Source organism: Thiorhodovibrio winogradskyi, from assembly GCF_036208045.1.
Lineage (GTDB): Bacteria > Pseudomonadota > Gammaproteobacteria > Chromatiales > Chromatiaceae > Thiorhodovibrio > Thiorhodovibrio winogradskyi.
This window is the reverse complement of record NZ_CP121472.1, coordinates 3084009-3104317: the sequence shown is the minus strand read 5'-3', so window position 1 is coordinate 3104317 and position 20309 is coordinate 3084009. Positions and strand designations below refer to the sequence as shown.

Annotated in this window: 20 protein-coding genes and 2 pseudogenes; 7 read left to right on the top strand and 15 right to left on the bottom strand. The window is 60.4% G+C overall.

Features of this window, described 5'->3' with window-relative positions; translation table 11 throughout:
- Positions 1-143: 143 nt before the first annotated feature.
- Positions 144-1082, bottom strand: a complete 939-nt coding sequence (locus Thiowin_RS14090; RefSeq protein WP_328983638.1) for an alpha/beta fold hydrolase — start codon at positions 1080-1082, stop codon at positions 144-146.
- Positions 1083-1313: 231 nt separating this feature from the next.
- Here Thiowin_RS14090 and Thiowin_RS14085 point away from each other — a divergent pair, with 231 nt between their 5' ends.
- Complete coding sequence (locus Thiowin_RS14085; protein WP_328983637.1) at positions 1314-2108, top strand: glutaminyl-peptide cyclotransferase; 795 nt, start codon at positions 1314-1316, stop codon at positions 2106-2108.
- A 165-nt stretch (positions 2109-2273) separates the two neighbouring features.
- On the opposite strand, the gene Thiowin_RS14080 is transcribed toward Thiowin_RS14085, so the two are convergent.
- Both Thiowin_RS14080 and Thiowin_RS14075 read right to left on the bottom strand, forming a co-directional pair.
- Positions 2274-2855, bottom strand: coding sequence for a superoxide dismutase (locus Thiowin_RS14080; protein ID WP_328983636.1), 582 nt, complete (start codon positions 2853-2855; stop codon positions 2274-2276).
- A gap of 242 nt (positions 2856-3097) precedes the next feature.
- The gene (locus Thiowin_RS14075) at positions 3098-4150 is read right to left on the bottom strand and encodes a 3-deoxy-7-phosphoheptulonate synthase (RefSeq protein ID WP_328983635.1); all 1053 of its coding nucleotides are present in this window, start codon (positions 4148-4150) and stop codon (positions 3098-3100) included.
- A gap of 140 nt (positions 4151-4290) precedes the next feature.
- Between Thiowin_RS14075 and Thiowin_RS14070 the strand changes: the two genes are divergently transcribed.
- A complete protein-coding gene (locus tag Thiowin_RS14070; RefSeq protein ID WP_328983634.1) occupies positions 4291-5004 on the top strand; it encodes a lipocalin family protein in 714 nt (237 codons plus the stop codon).
- Here the strand turns inward: Thiowin_RS14070 and Thiowin_RS14065 are convergent.
- Positions 4999-5898 carry an alpha/beta fold hydrolase gene (locus Thiowin_RS14065; protein ID WP_328983633.1) on the bottom strand — a complete coding sequence of 300 codons (900 nt, stop codon included), beginning with the start codon at positions 5896-5898 and terminating at the stop codon, positions 4999-5001. The two genes, Thiowin_RS14070 and Thiowin_RS14065, sit on opposite strands and share 6 nt — an antisense overlap.
- A 130-nt stretch (positions 5899-6028) precedes the next feature.
- Here Thiowin_RS14065 and recJ point away from each other — a divergent pair, with 130 nt between their 5' ends.
- Entirely contained in the window at positions 6029-7786 is a 1758-nt protein-coding gene (gene recJ / locus Thiowin_RS14060; protein WP_328983632.1) for a single-stranded-DNA-specific exonuclease RecJ, read from the top strand.
- Positions 7779-8321, top strand: coding sequence for a ribosome biogenesis factor YjgA (gene yjgA, locus Thiowin_RS14055; protein WP_328983631.1), 543 nt, complete (start codon positions 7779-7781; stop codon positions 8319-8321). The genes recJ and yjgA overlap by 8 nt, the downstream gene beginning before the upstream one ends.
- Before the next feature lie 332 nt (positions 8322-8653).
- On the opposite strand, the gene Thiowin_RS14050 is transcribed toward yjgA, so the two are convergent.
- The 11 genes and pseudogenes from Thiowin_RS14050 to Thiowin_RS14000 form a co-directional block, all read right to left on the bottom strand.
- On the bottom strand, positions 8654-8728 hold the full coding sequence (locus tag Thiowin_RS14050; RefSeq protein WP_328988083.1) for a hypothetical protein: 75 nt from the start codon (positions 8726-8728) through the stop codon (positions 8654-8656).
- 181 nt (positions 8729-8909) lie between these two features.
- Complete coding sequence (locus tag Thiowin_RS14045) at positions 8910-9137, bottom strand: DUF2283 domain-containing protein (RefSeq protein ID WP_328983630.1); 228 nt, start codon at positions 9135-9137, stop codon at positions 8910-8912.
- The gene (locus tag Thiowin_RS14040) at positions 9121-9360 is read right to left on the bottom strand and encodes a hypothetical protein (RefSeq protein ID WP_328983629.1); all 240 of its coding nucleotides are present in this window, start codon (positions 9358-9360) and stop codon (positions 9121-9123) included. The genes Thiowin_RS14045 and Thiowin_RS14040 overlap by 17 nt, the downstream gene beginning before the upstream one ends.
- 93 nt (positions 9361-9453) lie before the next feature.
- Entirely contained in the window at positions 9454-9699 is a 246-nt protein-coding gene (locus tag Thiowin_RS14035; protein ID WP_328983628.1) for a type II toxin-antitoxin system RelE/ParE family toxin, read from the bottom strand.
- Positions 9696-9920, bottom strand: coding sequence for an addiction module protein (locus Thiowin_RS14030; protein ID WP_328983627.1), 225 nt, complete (start codon positions 9918-9920; stop codon positions 9696-9698). Before Thiowin_RS14030 ends, Thiowin_RS14035 begins: the two co-directional genes overlap by 4 nt.
- A gap of 753 nt (positions 9921-10673) precedes the next feature.
- On the bottom strand, positions 10674-11264 hold the full coding sequence (locus tag Thiowin_RS14025; RefSeq protein ID WP_328983626.1) for a hypothetical protein: 591 nt from the start codon (positions 11262-11264) through the stop codon (positions 10674-10676).
- Positions 11265-11400: 136 nt separating this feature from the next.
- Positions 11401-11742, bottom strand: a complete 342-nt coding sequence (locus tag Thiowin_RS14020; protein ID WP_328983625.1) for a hypothetical protein — start codon at positions 11740-11742, stop codon at positions 11401-11403.
- A gap of 406 nt (positions 11743-12148) precedes the next feature.
- Positions 12149-13114: pseudogene (locus tag Thiowin_RS14015) on the bottom strand (IS91 family transposase); the annotation flags it as partial.
- A gap of 31 nt (positions 13115-13145) precedes the next feature.
- Positions 13146-13580, bottom strand: a pseudogene (locus Thiowin_RS14010) (tyrosine-type recombinase/integrase); the annotation flags it as partial.
- Between the two features lie 500 nt (positions 13581-14080).
- Complete coding sequence (locus Thiowin_RS14005) at positions 14081-14272, bottom strand: hypothetical protein (protein ID WP_328983623.1); 192 nt, start codon at positions 14270-14272, stop codon at positions 14081-14083.
- A 9-nt stretch (positions 14273-14281) separates the two neighbouring features.
- Entirely contained in the window at positions 14282-15214 is a 933-nt protein-coding gene (locus tag Thiowin_RS14000; protein WP_328983622.1) for a histone deacetylase family protein, read from the bottom strand.
- Between the two features lie 62 nt (positions 15215-15276).
- On the opposite strand from Thiowin_RS14000, the gene Thiowin_RS13995 reads away from it, so the two are divergent.
- The 3 genes from Thiowin_RS13995 (at position 15277) to rlmD (ending at position 20271) form a co-directional block, all read left to right on the top strand.
- A complete protein-coding gene (locus Thiowin_RS13995; RefSeq protein WP_328983621.1) occupies positions 15277-17955 on the top strand; it encodes a bifunctional acetate--CoA ligase family protein/GNAT family N-acetyltransferase in 2679 nt (892 codons plus the stop codon).
- A gap of 8 nt (positions 17956-17963) precedes the next feature.
- Positions 17964-18854: a cysteine synthase CysM gene (cysM, locus tag Thiowin_RS13990; RefSeq protein ID WP_328983620.1), complete on the top strand. Its 891-nt coding sequence runs from the start codon at positions 17964-17966 to the stop codon at positions 18852-18854.
- Between the two features lie 73 nt (positions 18855-18927).
- Positions 18928-20271: a 23S rRNA (uracil(1939)-C(5))-methyltransferase RlmD gene (gene rlmD, locus Thiowin_RS13985; protein WP_328983619.1), complete on the top strand. Its 1344-nt coding sequence runs from the start codon at positions 18928-18930 to the stop codon at positions 20269-20271.
- Positions 20272-20309: the final 38 nt, after the last annotated feature.

The following is a 20309-nucleotide window of genomic DNA, read 5'->3' as shown; positions in this document are numbered from 1 at the left end:
GCCAAGCGCGCCCAAGCAGCAAGGGCGCGAGCGCCGGTTCCAATCGCAAGGTGCCAGGCCAGCGGCGATTCTAATGGCTTTCTGGTCGATCAAGAAAGCACCGGCGCCGGGTCTTGCCGAGGCGTCGCTCTTGGCGCGGTGCATCAGGCGTGCGCCTGCCAGAAGGCATCAATGGCGGCGATGGTCTTTACCGGTTGCTCCCATTGGGGCATGCCTAGGGTTGGTTCGACCCTGGTCGCCTGCCAGTTGCCGTGTTTTTCGATCAGGGCGGGTAGTAGGTCGAAATTCACGTTGGCATCGCGATCATGAATCACCAGCACTGGCAGCTCGAGCTTGGCGTAGAGCTGCTCGACGGGGTTCGGAGTGAAGAGTTGGCCAGATAAAAAATAAAAAGGTGCATGGCGGGCGCCGGGCTGATGCGCGGTGGCGTAGGCGTAGTCGATCAGCTCCTCGGGCGGGGAGGTGACAAAGCTGAGTTTCATGAAGTAACGCACGCTCGGGCGGGTGGTCACCAGCGCGTAGAGCGCCGGACCAAATCCAGGCAGATTAAACAGCCGATGCAAACGCCGACCCGCCTCGGCGCTTGGCAGGCGCCGTGGCGAGAAGCCGGTGGGCGAGAGTAGCACCAGACGGCGAAAGGCCGCGGGTGCCTGCAAGGCGGCGCGGGCGGCGAATTCAGAACTCAAGGAGTAACAGATGACGTCGGCGGGTGCGCGGACAACCTCGGTCAGAAAGGCGCGAATCACGTCCGCGTAGAGTTCAGGGGAGTAGACGCGTTTGCCGCGATCAGAAAAGCCAAATCCGGGTAGCTCGAGCGCATAGACGCGCCGGTTGGCGCGGTAATGATCGAACAGCGGTTTCATTTCGAAGGCACTGGGCGCGGCGTTGATGCTGTGCAGCAACAGGACAGGCTCGGCATTGGCCGGACCATCGACGTAGTAATTGAGTTCTGGCAGACCTTGGCTGGCGAAGCGCGCGCGCGGGGCATCGAGCGCCTTGGGTAAGTCTTTTGCCGCGCGGCTGGCCTTCTTGGGAGCTGTGTTGGGCAGGCCGACGGGCTCTTGACCGGATACAACTGGCATGAGGTTCTCCATGGATGAGGGGGCGGTTGAAGACGCGAGTATAGCCTGAATGGGCGCCGGGTCGCTTTTTGCCAGCCATGCGTGTTGGCAGCCGGCATCTGATCGCCTAAGCTTGCGCCAATAAGCCGCCGACCAAGCGCTGTATCGGGCCAAGCGCGGCCGGCGCGGCCGGGTGGTTTGGTCACAGACAAACTCGTCCTGGCTGCGGCGAGCCACCGCGAGACACTGGATATGCTGCCTCTCTTCTCGCTCTGTTGCGCCTTGTTACCCTGGCTTGTAAGCCAGGTCGGTCCTGTTATTGCCGAAACGGCGCCGGTTCTGGCGCCGAGAATCCTGGGTGATTTTCCCCATGACCAAGGCCTTTTTACCCAGGGGCTCTTTCTGTACCGGGGGCGACTCTATGAGAGCACGGGTCTGCGCGGCCAATCGCGGCTGCTGATCACCGAACTTGCCAGCGGGGAAAAGCTCGCCGTGCGCTGGCTAGCGCCGCGTTTATTTGCCGAGGGAGCCGATCTGTGTGGGGATGAGGTGGTGCAACTCACCTGGACCAGTGGCTTGGCTCTGCGTTATGACCCTGTCACCCTAGGCAAGATCGGCGACTTTCGGTATCAAGGTCAGGGCTGGGGCATTGCCTGCCATGGACAGCGCATGGTAACCAGCGATGGGAGCGCACGCTTGACCTTCCGTGATCCAAATACCTTCGAGCCACTCCGGACAGTGACCGCCGTTGACCAGGGGCAAGATGTCCGTCACCTTAACGAGCTTGAATGGGTGGATGACGTCTTGTTGGCAAATGTTTGGAAAAGCCACCGCATTGCTGTGATCGACCCAGATACGGGTGTGGTGCGGCAGTGGCTGGACCTGACCGAGGCCGTTCAGCGCAGTGGTCAGACCGGAGAAGAGTTCGTGCTCAATGGGATTGCCTGGGATGCGGATCAGAGACGGCTCTATGTGACGGGCAAGGGTTGGAGTCACCTGTATTGGATTGACTGGCCGGGACGGCAGGCTAGACTCGGTAGCGACTGAGGCGATTGACTGTCCGCGCCCATGCTGAAGCCCCATGCTGAAGCCAGAGCGCGGAGAAGGAGCCGAGGACAATCCTGGAGTGCTCTGCCTTGCCTTCTCCGCTTACTCTGGTCTGGCGAGAAATTCGCCGATGACCAGTTTTGCCAACGTCAGAAAGGACGCGCGTTAGCCCGTGAAATTCTGACTGACAAAATCCCAGTCAATCTTGTCCCAAATTGCCTCGAGATATTTGGGCCGCGCGTTGCGATAGTCGATGTAGTAGGCATGCTCCCACACGTCAACGGTCAGCAGGGCGGTCTTGCCCTCGGTCATGGGGGTGGCGGCATTGGAGGTGTTCATGATCTCCACACTGCCATCGGCATTCTTGACCAGCCAGGTCCAGCCGGAGCCGAAGTTACCGGCCGCGGAGGCCGAGAAATCTTTCTTGAAGTCTTCGAAACCGCCAAACTTGGCATTGATGGCATCGGCCAGGGCGCCGCTGGGCGTGCCACCACCCGTTGGGCTGAGGCAGTTCCAATAGAAGCTGTGGTTCCACACCTGGGCGGCGTTGTTGAAGATGCCGCCCGAGGCCTTCTTGATAATGTCTTCGAGCGAAAGGCTCTCGAATTCCGTGCCCTTGATCAGGTTGTTGAGGTTGGTGACATAGGTCTGATGATGCTTGCCATAGTGAAAGTCGATGGTCTCGGCCGAAATGACGGGCTCGAGGGCGTTCTTCGCGTAAGGCAGGGCGGGGAGTTCGTGTGCCATGATGGACCTCCAAAGTCGTTGTCGTGCAGGGATGGATAAGCTGAGCTAAAAGGACAGGTTGACCTAAAAGGTATGCATCGACTGGGGGAACTCAAGGGGCAGAGGCATCAGGCGGCAGCCTTTGGTGCCCGGGCCGCGCCTGATTCTAATGCTTCTTGGCGGCATGGCCAGCGCGATGGCGGATCTGGTTGCTGCCCGTCGCAATGGCACGGTGCGCCTGAATCCGCACCGGAACCAGCGTTCTAGGCCCGCCGTTGCTCCACCGCATTGGCCAGTTCATGCAGCATTGGCAGGGTCTGGTCCCATGACACGCAACCGTCGGTGATACTTTGGCCGTAGACCAGATCCCGTGCGGCGGTCAGATCCTGGCGGCCACCGACCAGGTGACTCTCGATCATGGCGCCCATGATGTGCGCATTGCCGCGGGCGATCTGACGCGCCACATCGTTGCAGACCTGGACTTGGTTCTCGGGCTTTTTACGGCTGTTGGCGTGGCTAAAGTCGATCATGATCTTGGGCGCGATGCCGGATTCGATAATGGCATCGGCGGCGATTTTCACGCTTTCAGTGTCGTAGTTTGGGCGGCCGCCGCCGCGCAGGATAATGTGGGTGTCCTCGTTGCCAGCGGTGCTAAAGATGGCCGAGTGCCCCTGTTTGGTCACGGACATGAACACATGCGGACGGGCCGCGGCGTGAATGGCGTCGATGGCGACTTTCACGCTGCCGTCGGTGGCATTCTTGAAGCCGACCGGACAGGAGAGACCCGAGGCCAGCTCGCGGTGGCCCTGGCTCTCCGTGGTGCGCGCGCCGATGGCGCCCCAGCTCACCAGATCGGCAACGTACTGGGGGCTGATCAGATCGAGAAATTCGGTCCCGCCGGGTATCCCCAGGCGGTTGAGGTCGATGAGCAGCTTGCGCGCCAACCCCAGGCCCTTGTTGATGGCGAAGCTGTTGTCCAGGTCCGGGTCGTTGATCAGGCCTTTCCAGCCGACCGTGGTGCGGGGTTTTTCGAAATACACCCGCATCACCACCAGCAGATGCTCCGCCAGCTCCTGGCGCGCGGCCAGCAGCCGCTCGCCATATTCCAGCGCGGCATTGGGATCGTGCACGGAGCAAGGGCCCGCGACCACCAGCAGGCGGTCGTCCTCGCCGTGCAAAATGCGTTGAATCTCGGCGCGGGTGCGACAAACGCTCTCCGCCACCTCCTCGGTAATGGGAAACTGCCGATGCAGTTCCTCGGGCGCGATCACCTCGGTAATGTCGCGGATGCGCAGATCGTCGGTTGCGTAACTCATGGTTCGGCCATCGGTGGCGGCAAAAATCCGCTAGTATAGCGAAGATTGGCCTGATACTTGGCTCGATACCCGGCCCGCCACCCGGATGATCGCCCGCGTTTTCAGCGGCGTTTTTTTAAGAACCGTTTGCAGAGAGGGATATGAAGTCTTCCGGACACTCCGATGGGGGTAAAACCCAGGTTCGACGCCGGGCGGGTCGCGGTGCCCTCGCGCGCGAGCGCGATATTTATGCCGCTCCGCCCCATCGGCGCGATGCCGATGGGGCGGATGTCATTGTCAGCACCGAACTGCGCAAGCCCAAGGTGTATCTCACCGCGCCCTCGACCGTGGATCGGGTCGACCTGCCGCGCTTCATGGGGCGCTGGTATGAGATGGCGCGGCTGCCTTATTTTACCGAGCGCCGCTGTGTCGATAACGTGGTCGCCGATTACCGTCTTGGCGAAGACGGCATGGTGCATGTCAGCAACCGCTGCCGCTACCGCGATGGGCGCATTAGCGAGGCCAAGGGGGTGGCGCGGGTGTTGGACTATGGTCGCAACGCGCGGTTGCAAATCAGCTTCCGCATGCTCTATGGGGTTTATGTGTTCTGGGATGATTATTGGATCATCGGCCTGGGCGCCGACTATGACTATGCGCTCATCGGTCAGCCCACCAAGACTCGCGCTTGGGTCTTGGCGCGCGATCCGCTGGCGAAGGATGCCCTGGTGGATCGCTGGTTGAGCGAATTTGGCGACAAGGGTTTTCCGGCGGCGAGTTTTTTGCGCACGCGCCAGGATGCGGCGGGGTTGGAGGCAACCGGCGACGGCGATGCTCGCGCCCCGGGGCTTGGTGAGCCCCCATCCTCTAGATCATGAGTCAGCCAATTGGCGGATGCCGGCAACGGCACTTTGGATGATGTCCTGCTGAAGTCTGCTTGGCTCGGCCTGCTCCTTGGTCTGCCGGGACGGTTGTTGGCAGACCAGGCGGCATAGCCAATCGCTGGGTGCTTCAAAATCGCAGTGGCTGGCTTGAGGAATCCGCGTCAGGCTGATGGCGGAGGCGCTCTGGTAAATGGGGGAGGTATTGTTGTTGGCATTGCAGTTGCTGGGCGCGCCCGTCAGTGCGATCAGCGGCACCCCGAGACTTTTGGCGGCTTGGCGCCCGAGACCCTGGCTGTCGACCAGATCGAGCGTAAGCAGTCCGCTCGCCTTTGGGTCGGAGCTCGCGGCCAGCAGGGCCGCCAGTCCGCCGGCGGAAAAGCCTGCGTAAATCACGCGCTCGGTGCCGAGTTCTCGCGCCAGTGCGATCATGTCCCGACCATGGGCGACATGGCCGCCAGAGATGGGCGAGTCGTGGCGCGAGTTCAGGGTGGCAACGGGAAAACCCGCCTCTGCCAGTGCCATGGCCAGCCCTTGCATGTGGCGCTGGTCGCGCAGAAAGCCATGAGCCAGAATGACCCAGGGTTTGTGGCCGACTCGTCTGGACTGATGTGGCGCGTGTGTGCTTTTGGGTTTGAAGGTTCGGTATTCGAGCGGGGGCCCGACGGCCAGTTCGAGTTGCTGCGCGCTGACTTGGATCTTTTCGGATTGAGGAGGCTCGGACAAAGGCGCCTCGGACAGCGAAGCGGCGGCGGTCGCTGCGTCTTTGGGGTGGCTCCAGGTTGTACCGAGCCAGGCACAGCTGGCGGTTGCCAGTATCGCGAGGGTTAGCAGGGAGCCAATGATCCATTTCATGCCCCAGTAAATGCGCCCGGCACCGCGTTCGTGCAAGACCCGTTGCCTTTCCTGCTATCTGTCTGTCCGCCTTCCCGCCCTGTCGTTCCGCCGGCCGCCTCCCCAGCCGTCTCACCGGCCGTGTCGCTTGCCCCGTCGATGATCCGAGTCATGATACCCTGTGGTCATGCCAAACCCGAGTCCCCGTCGTCCTTCCCCGCCATCGGCCACAGGTCTGCCGGTGCGCATCCGCCGCCGCATGGATGGCGCTGGAGTGCCGCGAGAATTGCCCAGTCTGCTGCGCTCGCTTTACCGCAACCGCGGCGCCTGTCGTGATCAGGGGCAGGCGCTCGCGGACCTGCATCCGGTCGATGGGCTGCTGGGGATGGAGGCGGCAGCCGAGCTGCTGGCGCAAGCGGTGACCGATCAGCGTCGCATATTGGTGGTCGGCGACTATGACGCCGACGGCGCGACCGGGTCCGCCGTTGCCCTGCTTGGGCTGCGCGCGCTGGGCGCCGGGGCGGTCGATCATCTCACCCCCAGCCGTTTTGCCGACGGCTATGGGCTCAGTCCCGCCGTGGTCGATGCCGCCGCCGCGCGCGCGCCCGAGTTGATCATCACGGTGGACAATGGTATCGCCAGCCTGGCCGGCGTGGAGCGCGCCAATGCGCTCGGCATTCCGGTGCTGATCACCGATCATCACCTGCCGGGAGAGCGATTGCCAGCTGCGGCGGCCATTGTCAATCCCAATCAAGTGGGCTGTGATTTTCCGAGCAAGGCGCTGGCCGGGGTAGGAGTCATCTTCTACCTGCTGGCCGCGACCCGCACCCGCCTGCGCGCGCGCGGCTGGTTCGACCAGCGTCGTCCGGAACCCAACCTGGCTGAATTGCTCGACCTGGTCGCGCTCGGCACCGTGGCTGATGTGGTCCTGCTGGACCACAATAATCGCATTCTGGTCGAGCAGGGTCTCAAGCGCATTCGCCATGGCCGCTGCCGGCCCGGCTTGCGCGCCCTGCTTGAAATCGGCGGGCGGCGCATTGAGCAGGTCACGGCGCGCGATCTCGGCTTCGTGGCCGGCCCGCGCCTGAATGCCGCCGGGCGACTGGAGGACATGTCCGTTGGCGTGGAATGTTTGGTCACCGCCGATCCGGTGCGCGCCATGCGGCTTGCGCGCGAGCTGGATGCGCTCAACCGCCAGCGGCGCGAGCTGGAAGCCGAGATGCGCCAGGATGCGGAAACCCTGGTCGAACGCCTGAGTCTGGAAGGGGACGCGCTGCCGCCAGGGCTGTGCCTCTTTGGTGAGGACTGGCACCAGGGCGTTATTGGTATCGTCGCCTCGCGTCTGAAAGACCACTATCATCGGCCGGTGATCGTCTTCGCCCGCGCCGACGATGGCCAGTTGCGCGGCTCGGCGCGCTCGGTCGAAGGACTGCATCTGCGCGATCTGCTCGCCGCCATCGACCACCGTCATCCCGGCCTGATGGAGCGCTTCGGTGGTCATGCCATGGCCGCTGGCGTGACCATGGCGGCGGAGCATCTGGAAACCTTCCGCGCGGCCTTTTTTTCCGCCGTGGCCGACGAGCTTGGCGTCGCGCCGCAAGAGCGGGAAATTCTTTCCGACGGCGAGTTGGCCAGTGCGCTATTGTCGCTCGAGACCGCCGAGGCCCTGCGCGTCGCCGCGCCTTGGGGCAAGGGGTTTCCCGAGCCGGTGTTCGATGGGGAGTTTGCTATCTCGGAGGTGCGGGTGCTCAAGGACCAGCATTTGAAACTGCGCGCCCAGACCGCCGATGGCATCGCCATTGATGCCATTGGCTTTAATCTTGCCGTCTGCAAGCGCGGGCTGGGCAAACGCGCGCATCTGGCCTATCGTCTGGACGTGAACGATTATCGCGGGTTGAGGCATCCGCAACTCATGCTTGAGCATGCGCAGAAAGTCAGTGAGTAACGAGTATTTCGACTTGGATGCAATCCACGGCGATGCTGCGGCATCCGATGACAGTGAAGATGGTCCAAGCAAAAGCGCCGTCAAGCGCGAGCATCACGGGCTGCAGGAGTTGGCGAAACAACTGCTGAGTCTGCCGCGCGCGGAACTCGAGCAATTGGCGCTGGACGCCAAGACCTGGGAAGCCATCAATGAAACCTCGCGCATCAAGGATAAGCGCGCCCTGGCGCGGCACTACAAGCGCATCGCTAACTGCCTGGCGCGTCTGGACCAGGAACCGCTCAAGGCGCTGCTGGCCAAACGCGAGCAGGTGGAGCGGGCCGAGAACGCCATGCACCATCAGCTTGAGCGTTGGCGCGAGCGTTTGATTGCCGAGGGCGACACGGCGCTGGGTGAGTTCGTGGTGGACTATCCGCAGGCTGAACGCCAGCCCCTGCGTGCCCTAATCCGCGTCGCGCAACGGGACGCGGAACGCGGCCGACCCGACGGGCCGCGCAAGCTGTTTCGATATCTGCGGGAACTGGTGCGATCCGCTTGAAGACTCTTCTGTTGCAACTAAAAGCGGAATGCTTTCGACTCTTGCCAAACGTCTTTGAGCTGCGTTAGGGTCACCAGCAGCGCATTCCCGTAATACCAACTCCGACACGAACAAGTCATAGTCACTCCGTTGATCCCACCATGCTGATGTTATTTGTTGGTGAGCAACACCGATAATGGTTTTGCTCGGCTGTGCAGGCAAATAACTAATGACAGAAGTTTCCAACATAAACTCTGCGCTTCAATTGTCTCTGCTCCGTTCTCTGTGCCTGCTTACGCCAGCCTTAGCCGCCGCGAGCTAAGCGAAGGGTCGGGCTGGACAGTTAAGCATACTCACTCCATTACGAGCTTTCGTGCTCTTGAGGGAAGGTTGCCCTCAATCATCTCCAAAGTTTCTATGTTGAAGATAGCGTTGTGCTCTCCATAAACGGCGTGAAAGTGTGGTGGCGGATGATCGCCAAAAAATAAAGCTTAATGATGATTCCGTAAAAACGTGTAATTTCAGATATATATTTCGACTCTTTACCAGCTCTAACGCCAAGCTCAGCCGAGCCGGTTGAGCGAAACCGGCTTCGGCTGGAGCAACTCGTTAGGCGATTTTCTTTGCTAATAAATCGTGATCTAATTCAAGCGTGTAAGACAAGATAGTGTTCATGTTGATTTTTTTCGATGCTTCTAATATTTCGATACCTGCAAGTTTACCCCCAGCAGTTGTATCAATATTTACTCCTTCTGCAATTTCAATAACTCCATCTGGCTCATCATCACCAAGCTTTAAATATAGCGCATCAACTAATTCATCATAGTGAACGTTCATCTGTTTTGCCTTTCTTCAGCGGATAATTTGTAATCACAGTGATCTTGACGCCTTCGACAGTCACAACTGTTTTTATTGGATATCTGAACCCAGTGACATTTTTGATAATTTCATGTTCACCGTCAGATAAAGCAATATCCGACAGAATTTCACGAATAACATTTTCAGGAATTTTGTAGAGCTTTGCTCTTCTCGTCGCATGTCGAGAGAATTTGATGTTCATTTACTTTTTTTAATTAGTAATTCTTCTGCCTAACGACATGCTCAGTCGAGCCGGTTGAGCGAGAGCCAAACCGGCGTCGACTGGAGCACCGTGTTAGGCGAATTGAAGGATTAGATTCGGTCTTAAAAAAACCGAACCTGACCCGTTAGATTGTTTTACCAAAGATCTTCTGACATCGCTATCTAGAACAGCCCATGCCTTTGGGAAATCGACCAACCGATCGATTGCTGAACGAACTTCCAACGCGAAATCATATCCCAGTCCTGGCTCAATATCTTCGTAATAATCTATTGCCTCATTGAGTTCTTTCTCTGCTTCCTGGTGAAAAGAAAAGTTCATTTTTCAAACCTATCCCACACCTTTTTAAAGACTTCCTCCCCTTGTATTGCTTTCACTCGACCAGACCTAAGTTCATTAAGGCGACGCTTTGCTTCTTTAGCCCATATTTTGTCTATATCTGATTCTGGCTGGTTCAGACTCCGCAAGAGCGAATCTATCACCAAGGCTCGTTCTTCTACTGGCAGTGATACCGCTTCATTGATCAGTTGTTTTGTGTTCATTTATTCATCATCGTCTGATGTAGCCTATCTGGCCTAACGTCGCGGTAAGCCGACCCGCGCGCGGCACCACGTTTGAGATTAGCTCACGATGCCGGCCGCGCGGGGTCGGTTTGACCGGCTCGTTAGGCGATTGAATTGAAAATCGTGGTCTGCCCCCTAATCTCCTGCTCTAAGGGCGATGCGCAGTATGGCCTCGGCTTTATGGGCGTGTTAGGCGATTCTTAATCTCACGCAATTAAACGTGGTCTGTCCCGGTTTTCGGTCCCGGTTTTCGTGCGATGGCCAACAAGCTCGTGCGCATCGCCTGGGCGGTGATGACCACCGGAAAGGCCTTCGATGCAGCGCTCGGCGCGCTGGCAAAGCCTGCGGCTGTTACTGTGTAACGCCTATCGGCCACGAACCATTCCGATTAATCCGCCCTGATCGGGCATCAACCGAGTTCCACACCACGAGTTGCGAAGAGAGAAAGTCACTGTAATGGCATGAAAGGCACGACCGCCTCGCTGAAAACCTGACGGGGACAGCAGCCAGCTTAAGCTGAGACTGATATACTGATTGAGGACGGCGAGGTACGCGAATTCCATTAGGGCACGGGGACCGCAATGCGTCCCGACATCGATGCCGGATATATGGCCGCAACGTTTCCTTCTGCTAATGGCGATTTTCCTCTTGCATCGCGGGGCGGACCAAATATGTCCCCGGGACTCCACCCTGGCCCCTTCGATTCCTTTGATTCTCTTTGATTCTTATTCGTTAGGCCTTGCTTGCAGAAATAAGCGCATGTAAAGCCTCATCAAAACCGGACTTAGCTACAACTGTTGAAATAACCTCACTTGGAGAAACATCCAAGTCCGATGGCGACCTAGGATGAGTGAGACGGTCTCTGACTCTGATAGATTCTTGAAGTTTCGACCACCACTCTGACCCGACGTCCAGTGTTGGCTTGATACCGTTGGCCTGAGCAAAAACGGAAAACGCAAAGCGTATGTTCTTGGCGAGAGGAATCTTTGCGGGCTTTTGCACTACCTCACCCTTATCATTTAGGTCAAAGTCAGCCTCGAATATAAAATGGTGCTGCTGGGGAGTAAGTTCAATTCCCTTTTCTTCGCAGTTAAATGAAGCTTCAATTTTGATTACAAATACTGCACCTTCAATATACGCGAAGGCTGCCCGTATCAATTGTCTGGCTTCAAACTCGTAATCTGCGGAGATGTTGCCTTTTTCATCCCGTTCTCCTTCATCAAGGCGCGTAATGATCTGCTGATAGCATCTCTGATAGTCGCTATCGAGCGCCTCAAGAAGGTCGGCGGTTGTCCGTTCATCCATATCTTCGTCGCTATTCATCTCAGGTCCTAACGCTAGCCTCAGCCGCTGCGAGCGAAGCGAGCGGTCGGACTGGAGGCCATCGTTAGGCGATTGATTCAGAGTTGATTCCCTGTCTGGGAAAAAATCCTACCCTGGCCCCTTTAATTGTTAGGCATTATTGGCAATGTGACTCACCAAGCTTCACCCAATCCCCGTTGCGGGTAAGCTTCACAATATCAATTACCTGAACCCAGACCTTCTTGCCTTTGAAGCCATAGTCATACAGCACTTGGCACACATAATCGGCGTAGCCGTCTCTCCGGCTTCCTTCATTGATTACGCCCACCTTAAAAATATCTCGGGAAGTCCAAACCGCATCTTTAGCCGTTTTTTCTTCGTTGCTTTGAAAAAGCTTTTTTACGTTTTCATGCTGTGCGCTATACGTTTCTGCATTTGCTTGTAATGCGACGACAGAAAGAGCCGCGCCCAATGCGATAGCCATAAGTTGATTTTTCATTTCATCTCCTTTTTTGTATGCCTAACTATTAAGCATTTATCCATCGGGCGCTCAGCGGTGAGTCCGATCTTGCGCTGAACTCTAGAGCGCCCGATGGATAAATGTCTGTTGGACTAATCCGATCCTAGCACCTGCTCTCCGGCGCGGAGAGACGGGGCGCGTATGGTAAGGGGATTGTATTGGTCAGAGCCCGGCGGCTGGCGGTAGAGCTGGCGCCGAAGCAGCGCAACGGGAGGCTGCGGGAGGAGAAAAGCGGCATCTGTCGGGCTCCGAGGGCGAAAAATGGCGTGTACTTGCACTGAGTTTAGTCGATTTCTGAACGCAAGGCGAGCGCGGACGCAAGCCCGGTGTCGAGCCTGAAGATCGCGCTGCTGATCTTTCGCGGATTGCGGGTTAGTGGCGCACGCTATCCTCCATCGCGACCTTTGGGAGCCAAGGCGGTTCGCACCCGCAATCGACCGCCGCGACAGCTCGGGCAGGGAAAACCATCAAACGGCTTGGAAGGTTGCGGATGCCCGGTGGTGCCCGGTTCAGTTGGCATGATTGCAACAGGACGCGCTTGCACCGCGCCGATCGCCGCGCGGATGGCCGGCAAGCGCTGAGCACGACAACGATTGGCCAGGAAGCCGAAATGGCGCACGCGCATGAAGCCCTTTGGTAGCACATGGAGGAGGAAGCGGCGCAACAGTTCCTCACCGGAGAGGGTCATGACTTTGCGCTGGTCGCCATCGCGGTAGTCCTTGTAGCTGAGTTCAACGGACTCGCCATCAAAGCTGAGCAGACGGCTGTCGCTCAGCGCTGTGCGATGGCTGTAGCGCCCAAGGTAGTCGACGACGGTGTCGCCGCGCGCCAGGCAGGGCTTGGAGTAGACCACCCACTCGGTGCCCATCAGAGTATCGAGCATGCGGTCGATCTCGCGTGGATCGGCTAGCCGGCACATTTCTCCGGCCGCGACGGCCTGGCGCAGACGACTGACGAAGCCGCCACGCACGTGACGCGAGAGCGCCCGCACCGGGAACAGGTAGGTGCTTTTCGCGGGATGCCACTGGCCGGTGGCGGAGAATGCCCCGCCGGGCACCAGGCAATGCAGATGCACATGCCGGGTGAGCGTCTGTCCCCAGGTATGGAGCACGGCGGTCATCCCCAGTTGTCCATTCAATCGCTTGGGGTTGGCACCGAAGGCGGACAATGTGGCCCAGACCGTCTCGAACAGCAGATCATAGAGCTGTTTGGGATGGACCTCGATCCAGCCATTGAGGGCGGACGGCAGCGTGAAGACCAGATGGTGATAGGTCACCGGCAGCAAGGCCGCGCGCTGGCGCGCCCGGGCGATAGGCGCGCCAATACGCGCGCAGTTGCGCCAACAAGGTCGGCGAGAGCGGGACCATGCGGTCCTTGGCGCCCTTGCCCTGTTCAATGCGCAACAGCCGGCGCTCCCCATCGATATCGCCAACGCGAACCGCCAGCACTTCGTTCAGGCGCAGCCCGCAGCCATAGCAGAGGCTGAGCATCATGTGATGGCGCACGTCCGCGCAGGCGCCCAGGATGGCCGCCACCTCTACGCGCGTGAGCAACTCGGGTATGCGTTGAGGGCGCTTGGGCAGGGTGACGGCCAGGTCCACCGCCGGCCAGTTGAGCACCTGGAGGTAGAAAAAGCGGATGCCATGGTAGAACAGGCGCACGCTCGCCGGGGCGAGCCCACGCTCGCGCACCAAGTGCTCGAAGTAGCCCTGCACATCATCCGGCATCAAGGTGTCAGGCGCGCGGTGGGTAAATTTGGCGAGATCGCGCACCGCGGCGAGGTAGCTCTGGTGGGTGCGCGGGGAGAAGCCATGCATCTGCATGGCGGCAATCATACGTTGGCGTAATGCGGTCATCGTCAGACCCTCTGTCAACGACCCTGATTGGGTCATCTTCAGTGTGGGCGACAATGTGCAATTGCGCTGTCAGTGGCAGGTGTGGGTTGGGGCCGGTAGGTCCGGAAGCTCCGCGGAGCGGATTAGTTCAACAGTTAACTAGACAGAATGTTGGTCGGGTGTGCTGGACAGATTCTGCCTATCTCCAATAGTATGGATTCTGTCTAGCGCCGTTGGTGGATTCGTGCCGGACGCTATGGCCCCACCGAGAACTCATACCATTACCGATAAACCGGTGAGTCTCGACCGATCAGAGGGGCGCGAGGCCCGCCTGCATGTCGCAAGACCCTGGTCCGCCACGCTAGATCAAGCACTTGCGCTGCACTGCGAACGAAGCCGCCGGACTTATGGGTAACGGTGTGACCGAGAACTAACACCTTTTGTCTTTCGATTCGGAAAGTAGCACATGCCAGAGCATCAAATCAACGGCGGAAACTTCCAGGGAACGCTTTTGGGAACGATTTACTGTGCTTGCCTGAACAAACGACGTCAAAGTGAATGCGATTAGGTGGCATGTGCGCTGTGGTGAGGCTTATTTGATAGCTTTTGTAGACAAGCGCTTTAATCAGCATCGTTGCGGTCACCTGACCGGCTGCCTTGAGCAAGACATCCATGGCACAGCGTCAGCCATGCCCAATCAGCTCATCGATGTGGGTGCCGACTGAGCGCCCAAGGGCGGAGAGGGCGTATCCACCTTCCAGTACGGAGACGACCCGGTCTTGCGCGTGGCGTGCTGCAAGGTCGTGCAGTTCGCGGGTGATCCAGGCATAGTCCGGCTCGCGCAGCATGAAATGCGCCATGTCATCCTCGGCATGACCGTCGAAGCCGGCGGAAATCATGATCAGCTCGGGCTTGAAGTCATCCAGGCGGGCTAGCCAGCCTTGCTCGACCGCCGCGCGGTAGGCCGCGCCGTCGGTGCGCGCGGGCAGCGGCAGGTTGAGCACATTGGGCGCCTGGCTGTTGGCGCCCGAGCCGGGGTAGAAAGGGTGCTGAAAGCTTGAACAAAAGAGCACGCGCTCATCGCCGGCAAAAATATCCTCGGTGCCATTGCCATGATGGACATCGAAATCGACAATGGCGATGCGCTGGATATCATGTTCCGCCAACGCATGGGCGGCGCCCACGGCGACATTGTTGAAGAAGCAAAAGCCCATCGCCTGGTGGCGCTCGGCGTGGTGCCCTGGCGGGCGCACGGCGCAGAAGGCGGCATGGTGCTTGTCGGTCATCACCAGGTCGACCCCGAGCATGGCGGCTCCGGCGGCGCGCAGGGCGGCCTTCAGGGTGCCGGCGCTCATGGCGGTATCGCCATCGACCCAGGTAAGCACATCGCTTGCGGTGGGCGCGTTGGCGAAAATCATTTCGACGTACTCGGCATCATGCACCCGCAGCAGGGCTTCGCGCTCGGCGAGTGGCGCGTCATAATGGGTCAGCAGCATTTCAATGCCGGAGGCGATCAGCCGGTCGGTGATCGCGTGCAGGCGCTCGGGTACTTCCACATGGTGCGCGCCCATGCGGTGATCCAGGCAGTCGGGATGGGAGATGTAGGCTAGATTCATTGGGTGGGTCATTTATCCACTAACTAACGACCTGCGTCCAGGTCCAAGAGGGCACCTTATCCATGCGCCTATCAGATGTCGATCAATTATTCGTGCCCAGTGCCGTGGCCGTCTTTGGCGCCAGCGACCGCGAGGGCTCGGTTGCTGGCATGGTGTTTCGCAATCTGCTTGCCGGCGGCTTCAAGAGCGGATGCTATCCGATTAATCCCAAATATGAACAGGTAGGGGGCGAACGCTGTTATCCCAATCTGGCGGCGCTCGATAAACATGTCGAGTTGGCGCTGATCGCCACCCCGGCGGAGAAGGTGGCCGGGATTCTTGATCAATGCGGCGAGGCCGGGGTGCGTGCCGCCGTGGTGCATTCGGCTGGTTTTGCCGAGCGCGGCGAGCGCGGCGCCGCCTTGCAGGAGAAGCTGGTGGAAGCCGCGCGGCGCAATCGGGTGCGGGTGCTGGGGCCAAATTGCCTGGGGGTGATGCGCCCATCGCACGGGCTGAACGCCACCTTTGGCCATGAGCAGGCGCTGCCCGGCCACGTCGCCCTGGTGTCCCAGTCAGGTGCGGTCTGCACCGCCATGCTCGATTGGGCTGGACCGCGGCGCATTGGCTACTCGGCGGTGGTGTCCCTGGGCGCGGCGGCGGATGTGGACTTTGGCGATGTGCTCGATTACCTGGCGCTCGATGCCCAAACCCACAGCATTTTGCTCTATGTCGAGGGCATTCGTGATGCGCGCCGCTTCATGAGCGGGCTGCGCGCGGCCGCGCGGCTCAAACCCGTGGTGGTGGTCAAGACCGGGCGCCATCCGGCAGGCTCGCGCGCGGCCAAGTCGCATACTGGTGCCTGGGTGGGCTCAACCGAGGTATTTCGCGCGGTGATGGAGCGCGGTGGGGCGGTGCAGGTCGACACGCTCGATCAACTCTTCGCCGCCGCCCAGGTGTTCGGCGCCGGGCGGCGCATCAGCGGCCATCGCATCGCCATTGTCACCAATGGCGGCGGGCCGGGCGTGCTGGCGGCGGACCGCGCGGTGGAGTTGGGACTGAGCCTGGCGACCTTGAGCGATGAGACCCGCGCCGAGCTGGAAAAACTGCTGCCCGAGCACTGGTCGCATGGCAATCCTATTGATGTCATTGGCGATGCCCCCGCAGCACGCTATGGCGGGGCCTTGCGCGCCTGCTTGGCCGATGCCAATGTCGATGGTGTGCTGGCGATTCTTGCGCCCGTGGCCAGCGTTGACCCAACCGCGGTGGCGCGCGAGGTGATTGAGGCTGCCGCCAAGACGCGCAAGCCGGTGCTGGCCTGTTGGATGGGCGCGACCCGGGTGGCCGAGGCGCATGCGCTCTTCTCCGAACACGGTCTGCCGCACTATGACCTGCCCGAGGCCGCCGCTGAGGCGCTGTCTTTCCTCGGCCGCCAGCAGCGCAACCAAAAGCTCCTAATGCAATCCCCCGGGCCGCTGTCCCAGCAACTCATGCCCGATGTCGAGGGCGCGCGTCTGATCATCGAAGGCGTGATGGCCGAGGGGCGCAAGACGCTCGGTACCATCGAGGCCAAGGCGATTCTGGCCGCCTTTCGCATCCCCACCACCCAGACGGTGCTGGCGCGCTCGCCAAACGAAGCGCTGATTGCCGCCGAGGCGCTGTCCTTCCCGGTGGTGATGAAAATTAACTCGCCGGACATTCGCTACAAGTCCGATGTCGATGGCGTGCGCCTGAACCTCACCGACGCCCAGAGCGTGCGCCGTGCCTACATCGAGCTGACCGAGCGCGCGCGCAGCCTGCGCCCCGAGGCCAAGATCGAAGGGGTGACGGTCGAGCACATGATCCCCACCCGCGCCGCGCGCGAACTCATGGTGCGGGTGGCGCGCGATCCCATCTTTGGACCTGTGATCAGCTTCGGCGCTGGCGGCACCGACACCGACGTGCTCGCTGATCGCGCGCTGGGCCTGCCGCCGCTCAATGCCTTCATCATCCAGACCATGGTCGAGCACACTCGGGTGGCGCGCCTAATGGGGGCTTTCGGCAACATGCCGCCGATGAACCGCCAGGCGTTGGCGCGCATCCTGCAGCGCGTCTCCGAGATGGTGTGCGAGCTGGCCGAGGTGATCGAGCTGGAAATCAACCCACTGATTGGCAATGATCTGGACGTCATCGCGGTGGATGCGCGCATTCAGGTCACCTACCGTCCGCCGCAGATGCCAGTCTACGGGCACATGGCCATTCACCCCTATCCCCAGCACTTGATCGAGCGCGTGCCCCTGCCGGATGGCACGGATCTCACCATCCGCCCCATCCGCCCCGAGGACGCGCAGATGGAGCAGGACTTTGTGCGCGGCCTCTCGGAGCAGACCAAGTATTTCCGCTTCATGCAGGCCATCAAGGAGCTGACGCCCGAGATGCTGGTGCGCTTTACCCAAATCGACTATGACCGCGAGATGGCACTGATCGGTGTGGTGGTGGATCAGGGCCAGGAGGTCGAGGTTGGGGTGGCGCGCTATATGTCCCGCCCGGGTGGCGATACCTGCGAGTTCGCCATTGTGGTATCAGATGCTTGGCGCAATCGCGGCATCGGCGCGCGCCTAATGCGCTCGCTGATGAGTAACGCCCGCGCCAAGGGCCTGCGCATCATGGACGGGGAGGTGCTCTCGGCCAACACCCGCATGCTGGCGCTGGTCAAATCGCTCGGGTTTAGCATCGAAAGCGACAGGCTCGACCCCAGCGTCAAGCAGGTGTCGAAGGTGTTGTAGGAGTGGCAATGAACGACCCAAGCATCGAATCCCTCATCGGCAACACCCCATTGGTGCGTCTGCAACGGCTGCCGGGGGAGACCAGCAATCGCATCCTCGCCAAGCTGGAGGGCCAAAATCCCGCCGGCTCGGTGAAGGACCGCGCCGCACTGAACATGATTCAGCGCGCCGAGCATCGCGGCCGCATCAAACCTGGCGATACCCTGATCGAGGCCACCAGCGGTAATACCGGCATTGCACTGGCCATGGCGGCTGCCATTAAAGGCTATCGCATGCTGCTGATCATGCCCGAGAACATGAGCGTCGAGCGGCGCCAGTCCATGGCCGCCTTTGGCGCCGAGATTCGCCTCACGCCCCGGGAAGGCAGCATGGAGGCAGCCATTGATCTGGCGCGCGCGCTGGAAGCGGGCGGGGAGGGCGTGCGACTGGATCAGTTCTCCAATCCGGATAATCCCGAGGCGCATTACGAGACCACGGGCCCCGAGATTTGGCGCGACACCCAGGGCAGGGTGACCCACTTCGTCAGCGCCATGGGGACCACGGGCACCATCATGGGCGTCAGCCGTTACCTCAAGCAGCGCAACCCGAAGGTGTGCATTGTTGGCGTGCAGCCAGAAGATGGCTCCAGCATCCCCGGCATCCGGCGCTGGCCGGCGGACTACCTGCCCAAGATCTACGACCCCGCCGGTGTTGACCGAATTCTTGATGTCTCCCAGACCGAGGCCGAGGAAACCACGCGTCGGCTGGCGGCGGAGGAGGGCATCTTTGCCGGCATCTCCTCGGGTGGCGCGGTCGCCGCGGCGCTCAAGCTCGCGCGCGAGCAGCGGGATGCCGTGATTGTGGTCATTATCTGTGATCGTGGTGATCGCTACCTCTCCACCGGCGTTTTTCCGGCCTGATGGCGGTCGGAGTCCGCGCGACCCTGCCCCTGAGGCGGGCAAACAACCGAAACATCCAAGCGAAGCCAGAGATTTGAGCAAGAAAAAACCGCTACCGCGAGAGCCCTTCGAAGCCGAAATCACTGGTTTGAGTCACGATGGTCGTGGTGTGACTCATGTCGACGGAAAAGCCGTGTTCGTCGCCGGTGCTCTCGCTGGTGAGCGGGTGCGGCTGCGCCTGACGCGCCGTCAGCGCCGCTACGATGAGGCCGAGGTTGTCGAGGTGCTCAGCGCCGCCGCCGATCGCGTCACGCCGCGCTGTCCTCACTTTGGCCTCTGCGGCGGCTGCGCGCTGCAGCATCTGGCCCCGGTGGCGCAGATTGGCATGAAGCAGGACATCCTTGCCGAGGTCTTGCAGCGCATCGGCAAGGTGCGGCCCGAAACCTGGTTGCCGCCGCTGGTGGCCGGGCATTGGGGCTACAGGCGCAAGGCCCGACTGGGTGTGCGCTATGTGGCGAAAAAAGGGCGGGTGCTGGTCGGCTTTCGGGAGCGCGGCTCGTCTTTCATTGCTGATCTGAGTCGCTGCGAGGTGCTGCACCCGGCTGTTGGCGGGCGTCTGACAGAGCTGGCCGAGCTCATTGGACAGCTCAGCATTCGCGAGCAGGTCGCCCAGGTCGAGATGGCGCAAGGCGATGATCCTGTTGTGCTGGTCTTTCGTGTGCTCGAGCCGCCGACGCTGGCTGATATTGACCTGCTGCAAGCCTTCGGTGCCCGTACTGGCCTGCATGTCTATCTCCAGCCCGGCGGTCTTGACAGCGTGGAACCCCTGCCAGGCCAGCAGGTGGGACTGACCTACGCCTTGCCCGCCGAGGATGTCACTCTGGCCTTCGAGCCCAATGATTTCACCCAGGTCAATCTGGAACTCAACCGCCTGATGGTCGCGCGCGCGCTCGAACAACTCGATCCCGGTCTGGATGATCGGGTGTTGGACTTGTTTTGTGGGCTTGGCAATTTTACCCTGCCCATCGCGCGTCGTTGTGCCTTTGTGTTGGGTGTTGAAGGGGATGGAGGCCTGGTCGGGCGGGCGCGGGCCAATGCCCGGCGCAATGGGCTCGATGACAGCCGCGTGCGCTTCGAGCAGGCCGATCTTTACAGTGACTCTTCGGATCAGGATTTGACTGGACACTGGGCCTGGATGCGGCAGAGGTTTGATCTCGCGCTCATTGATCCACCCCGCAGCGGCGCCTTGCAGGTACTTGACGCACTGGTCGCGACTGGTATTCGCCGTTTAGTCTATGTGTCTTGTTATCCCGGCACGCTCGCGCGCGATGCCGGGTATCTGAGCGAGCGTCACGGCTTCCGTCCGCTGGCCGCCGGCGTCATGGATATGTTTCCGCATACAGCCCATGTTGAGTCCATGGCCGTGTTCGAGCGCTGAGTGCTCGGCCGCGGGATGCCGGGCGCGAGACTTCCTCA

Bases quoted from the DNA above. Each gene is read 5' to 3' on its own strand.
- Thiowin_RS14040 (WP_328983629.1), bottom strand. From the start codon at position 9,360: ATGAACATCAAATTCTCTCGACATGCGACGAGAAGAGCAAAGCTCTAC.
- Thiowin_RS14020 (WP_328983625.1), bottom strand. From the start codon at position 11,742: ATGAAAAATCAACTTATGGCTATCGCATTGGGCGCGGCTCTTTCTGTC.
- recJ (WP_328983632.1), top strand. From the start codon at position 6,029: ATGCCAAACCCGAGTCCCCGTCGTCCTTCCCCGCCATCGGCCACAGGT.
- Thiowin_RS14025 (WP_328983626.1), bottom strand. From the start codon at position 11,264: ATGAATAGCGACGAAGATATGGATGAACGGACAACCGCCGACCTTCTT.
- Thiowin_RS14075 (WP_328983635.1), bottom strand. From the start codon at position 4,150: ATGAGTTACGCAACCGACGATCTGCGCATCCGCGACATTACCGAGGTG.
- Thiowin_RS14005 (WP_328983623.1), bottom strand. From the start codon at position 14,272: ATGGATGTCTTGCTCAAGGCAGCCGGTCAGGTGACCGCAACGATGCTG.
- cysM (WP_328983620.1), top strand. From the start codon at position 17,964: ATGAACGACCCAAGCATCGAATCCCTCATCGGCAACACCCCATTGGTG.
- Thiowin_RS13995 (WP_328983621.1), top strand. From the start codon at position 15,277: ATGCGCCTATCAGATGTCGATCAATTATTCGTGCCCAGTGCCGTGGCC.
- Thiowin_RS14000 (WP_328983622.1), bottom strand. From the start codon at position 15,214: ATGAATCTAGCCTACATCTCCCATCCCGACTGCCTGGATCACCGCATG.
- Thiowin_RS14080 (WP_328983636.1), bottom strand. From the start codon at position 2,855: ATGGCACACGAACTCCCCGCCCTGCCTTACGCGAAGAACGCCCTCGAG.
- Thiowin_RS14085 (WP_328983637.1), top strand. From the start codon at position 1,314: ATGCTGCCTCTCTTCTCGCTCTGTTGCGCCTTGTTACCCTGGCTTGTA.
- Thiowin_RS14035 (WP_328983628.1), bottom strand. From the start codon at position 9,699: ATGAACTTTTCTTTTCACCAGGAAGCAGAGAAAGAACTCAATGAGGCA.
- Thiowin_RS14070 (WP_328983634.1), top strand. From the start codon at position 4,291: ATGAAGTCTTCCGGACACTCCGATGGGGGTAAAACCCAGGTTCGACGC.
- Thiowin_RS14090 (WP_328983638.1), bottom strand. From the start codon at position 1,082: ATGCCAGTTGTATCCGGTCAAGAGCCCGTCGGCCTGCCCAACACAGCT.
- Thiowin_RS14045 (WP_328983630.1), bottom strand. From the start codon at position 9,137: ATGAACGTTCACTATGATGAATTAGTTGATGCGCTATATTTAAAGCTT.
- Thiowin_RS14030 (WP_328983627.1), bottom strand. From the start codon at position 9,920: ATGAACACAAAACAACTGATCAATGAAGCGGTATCACTGCCAGTAGAA.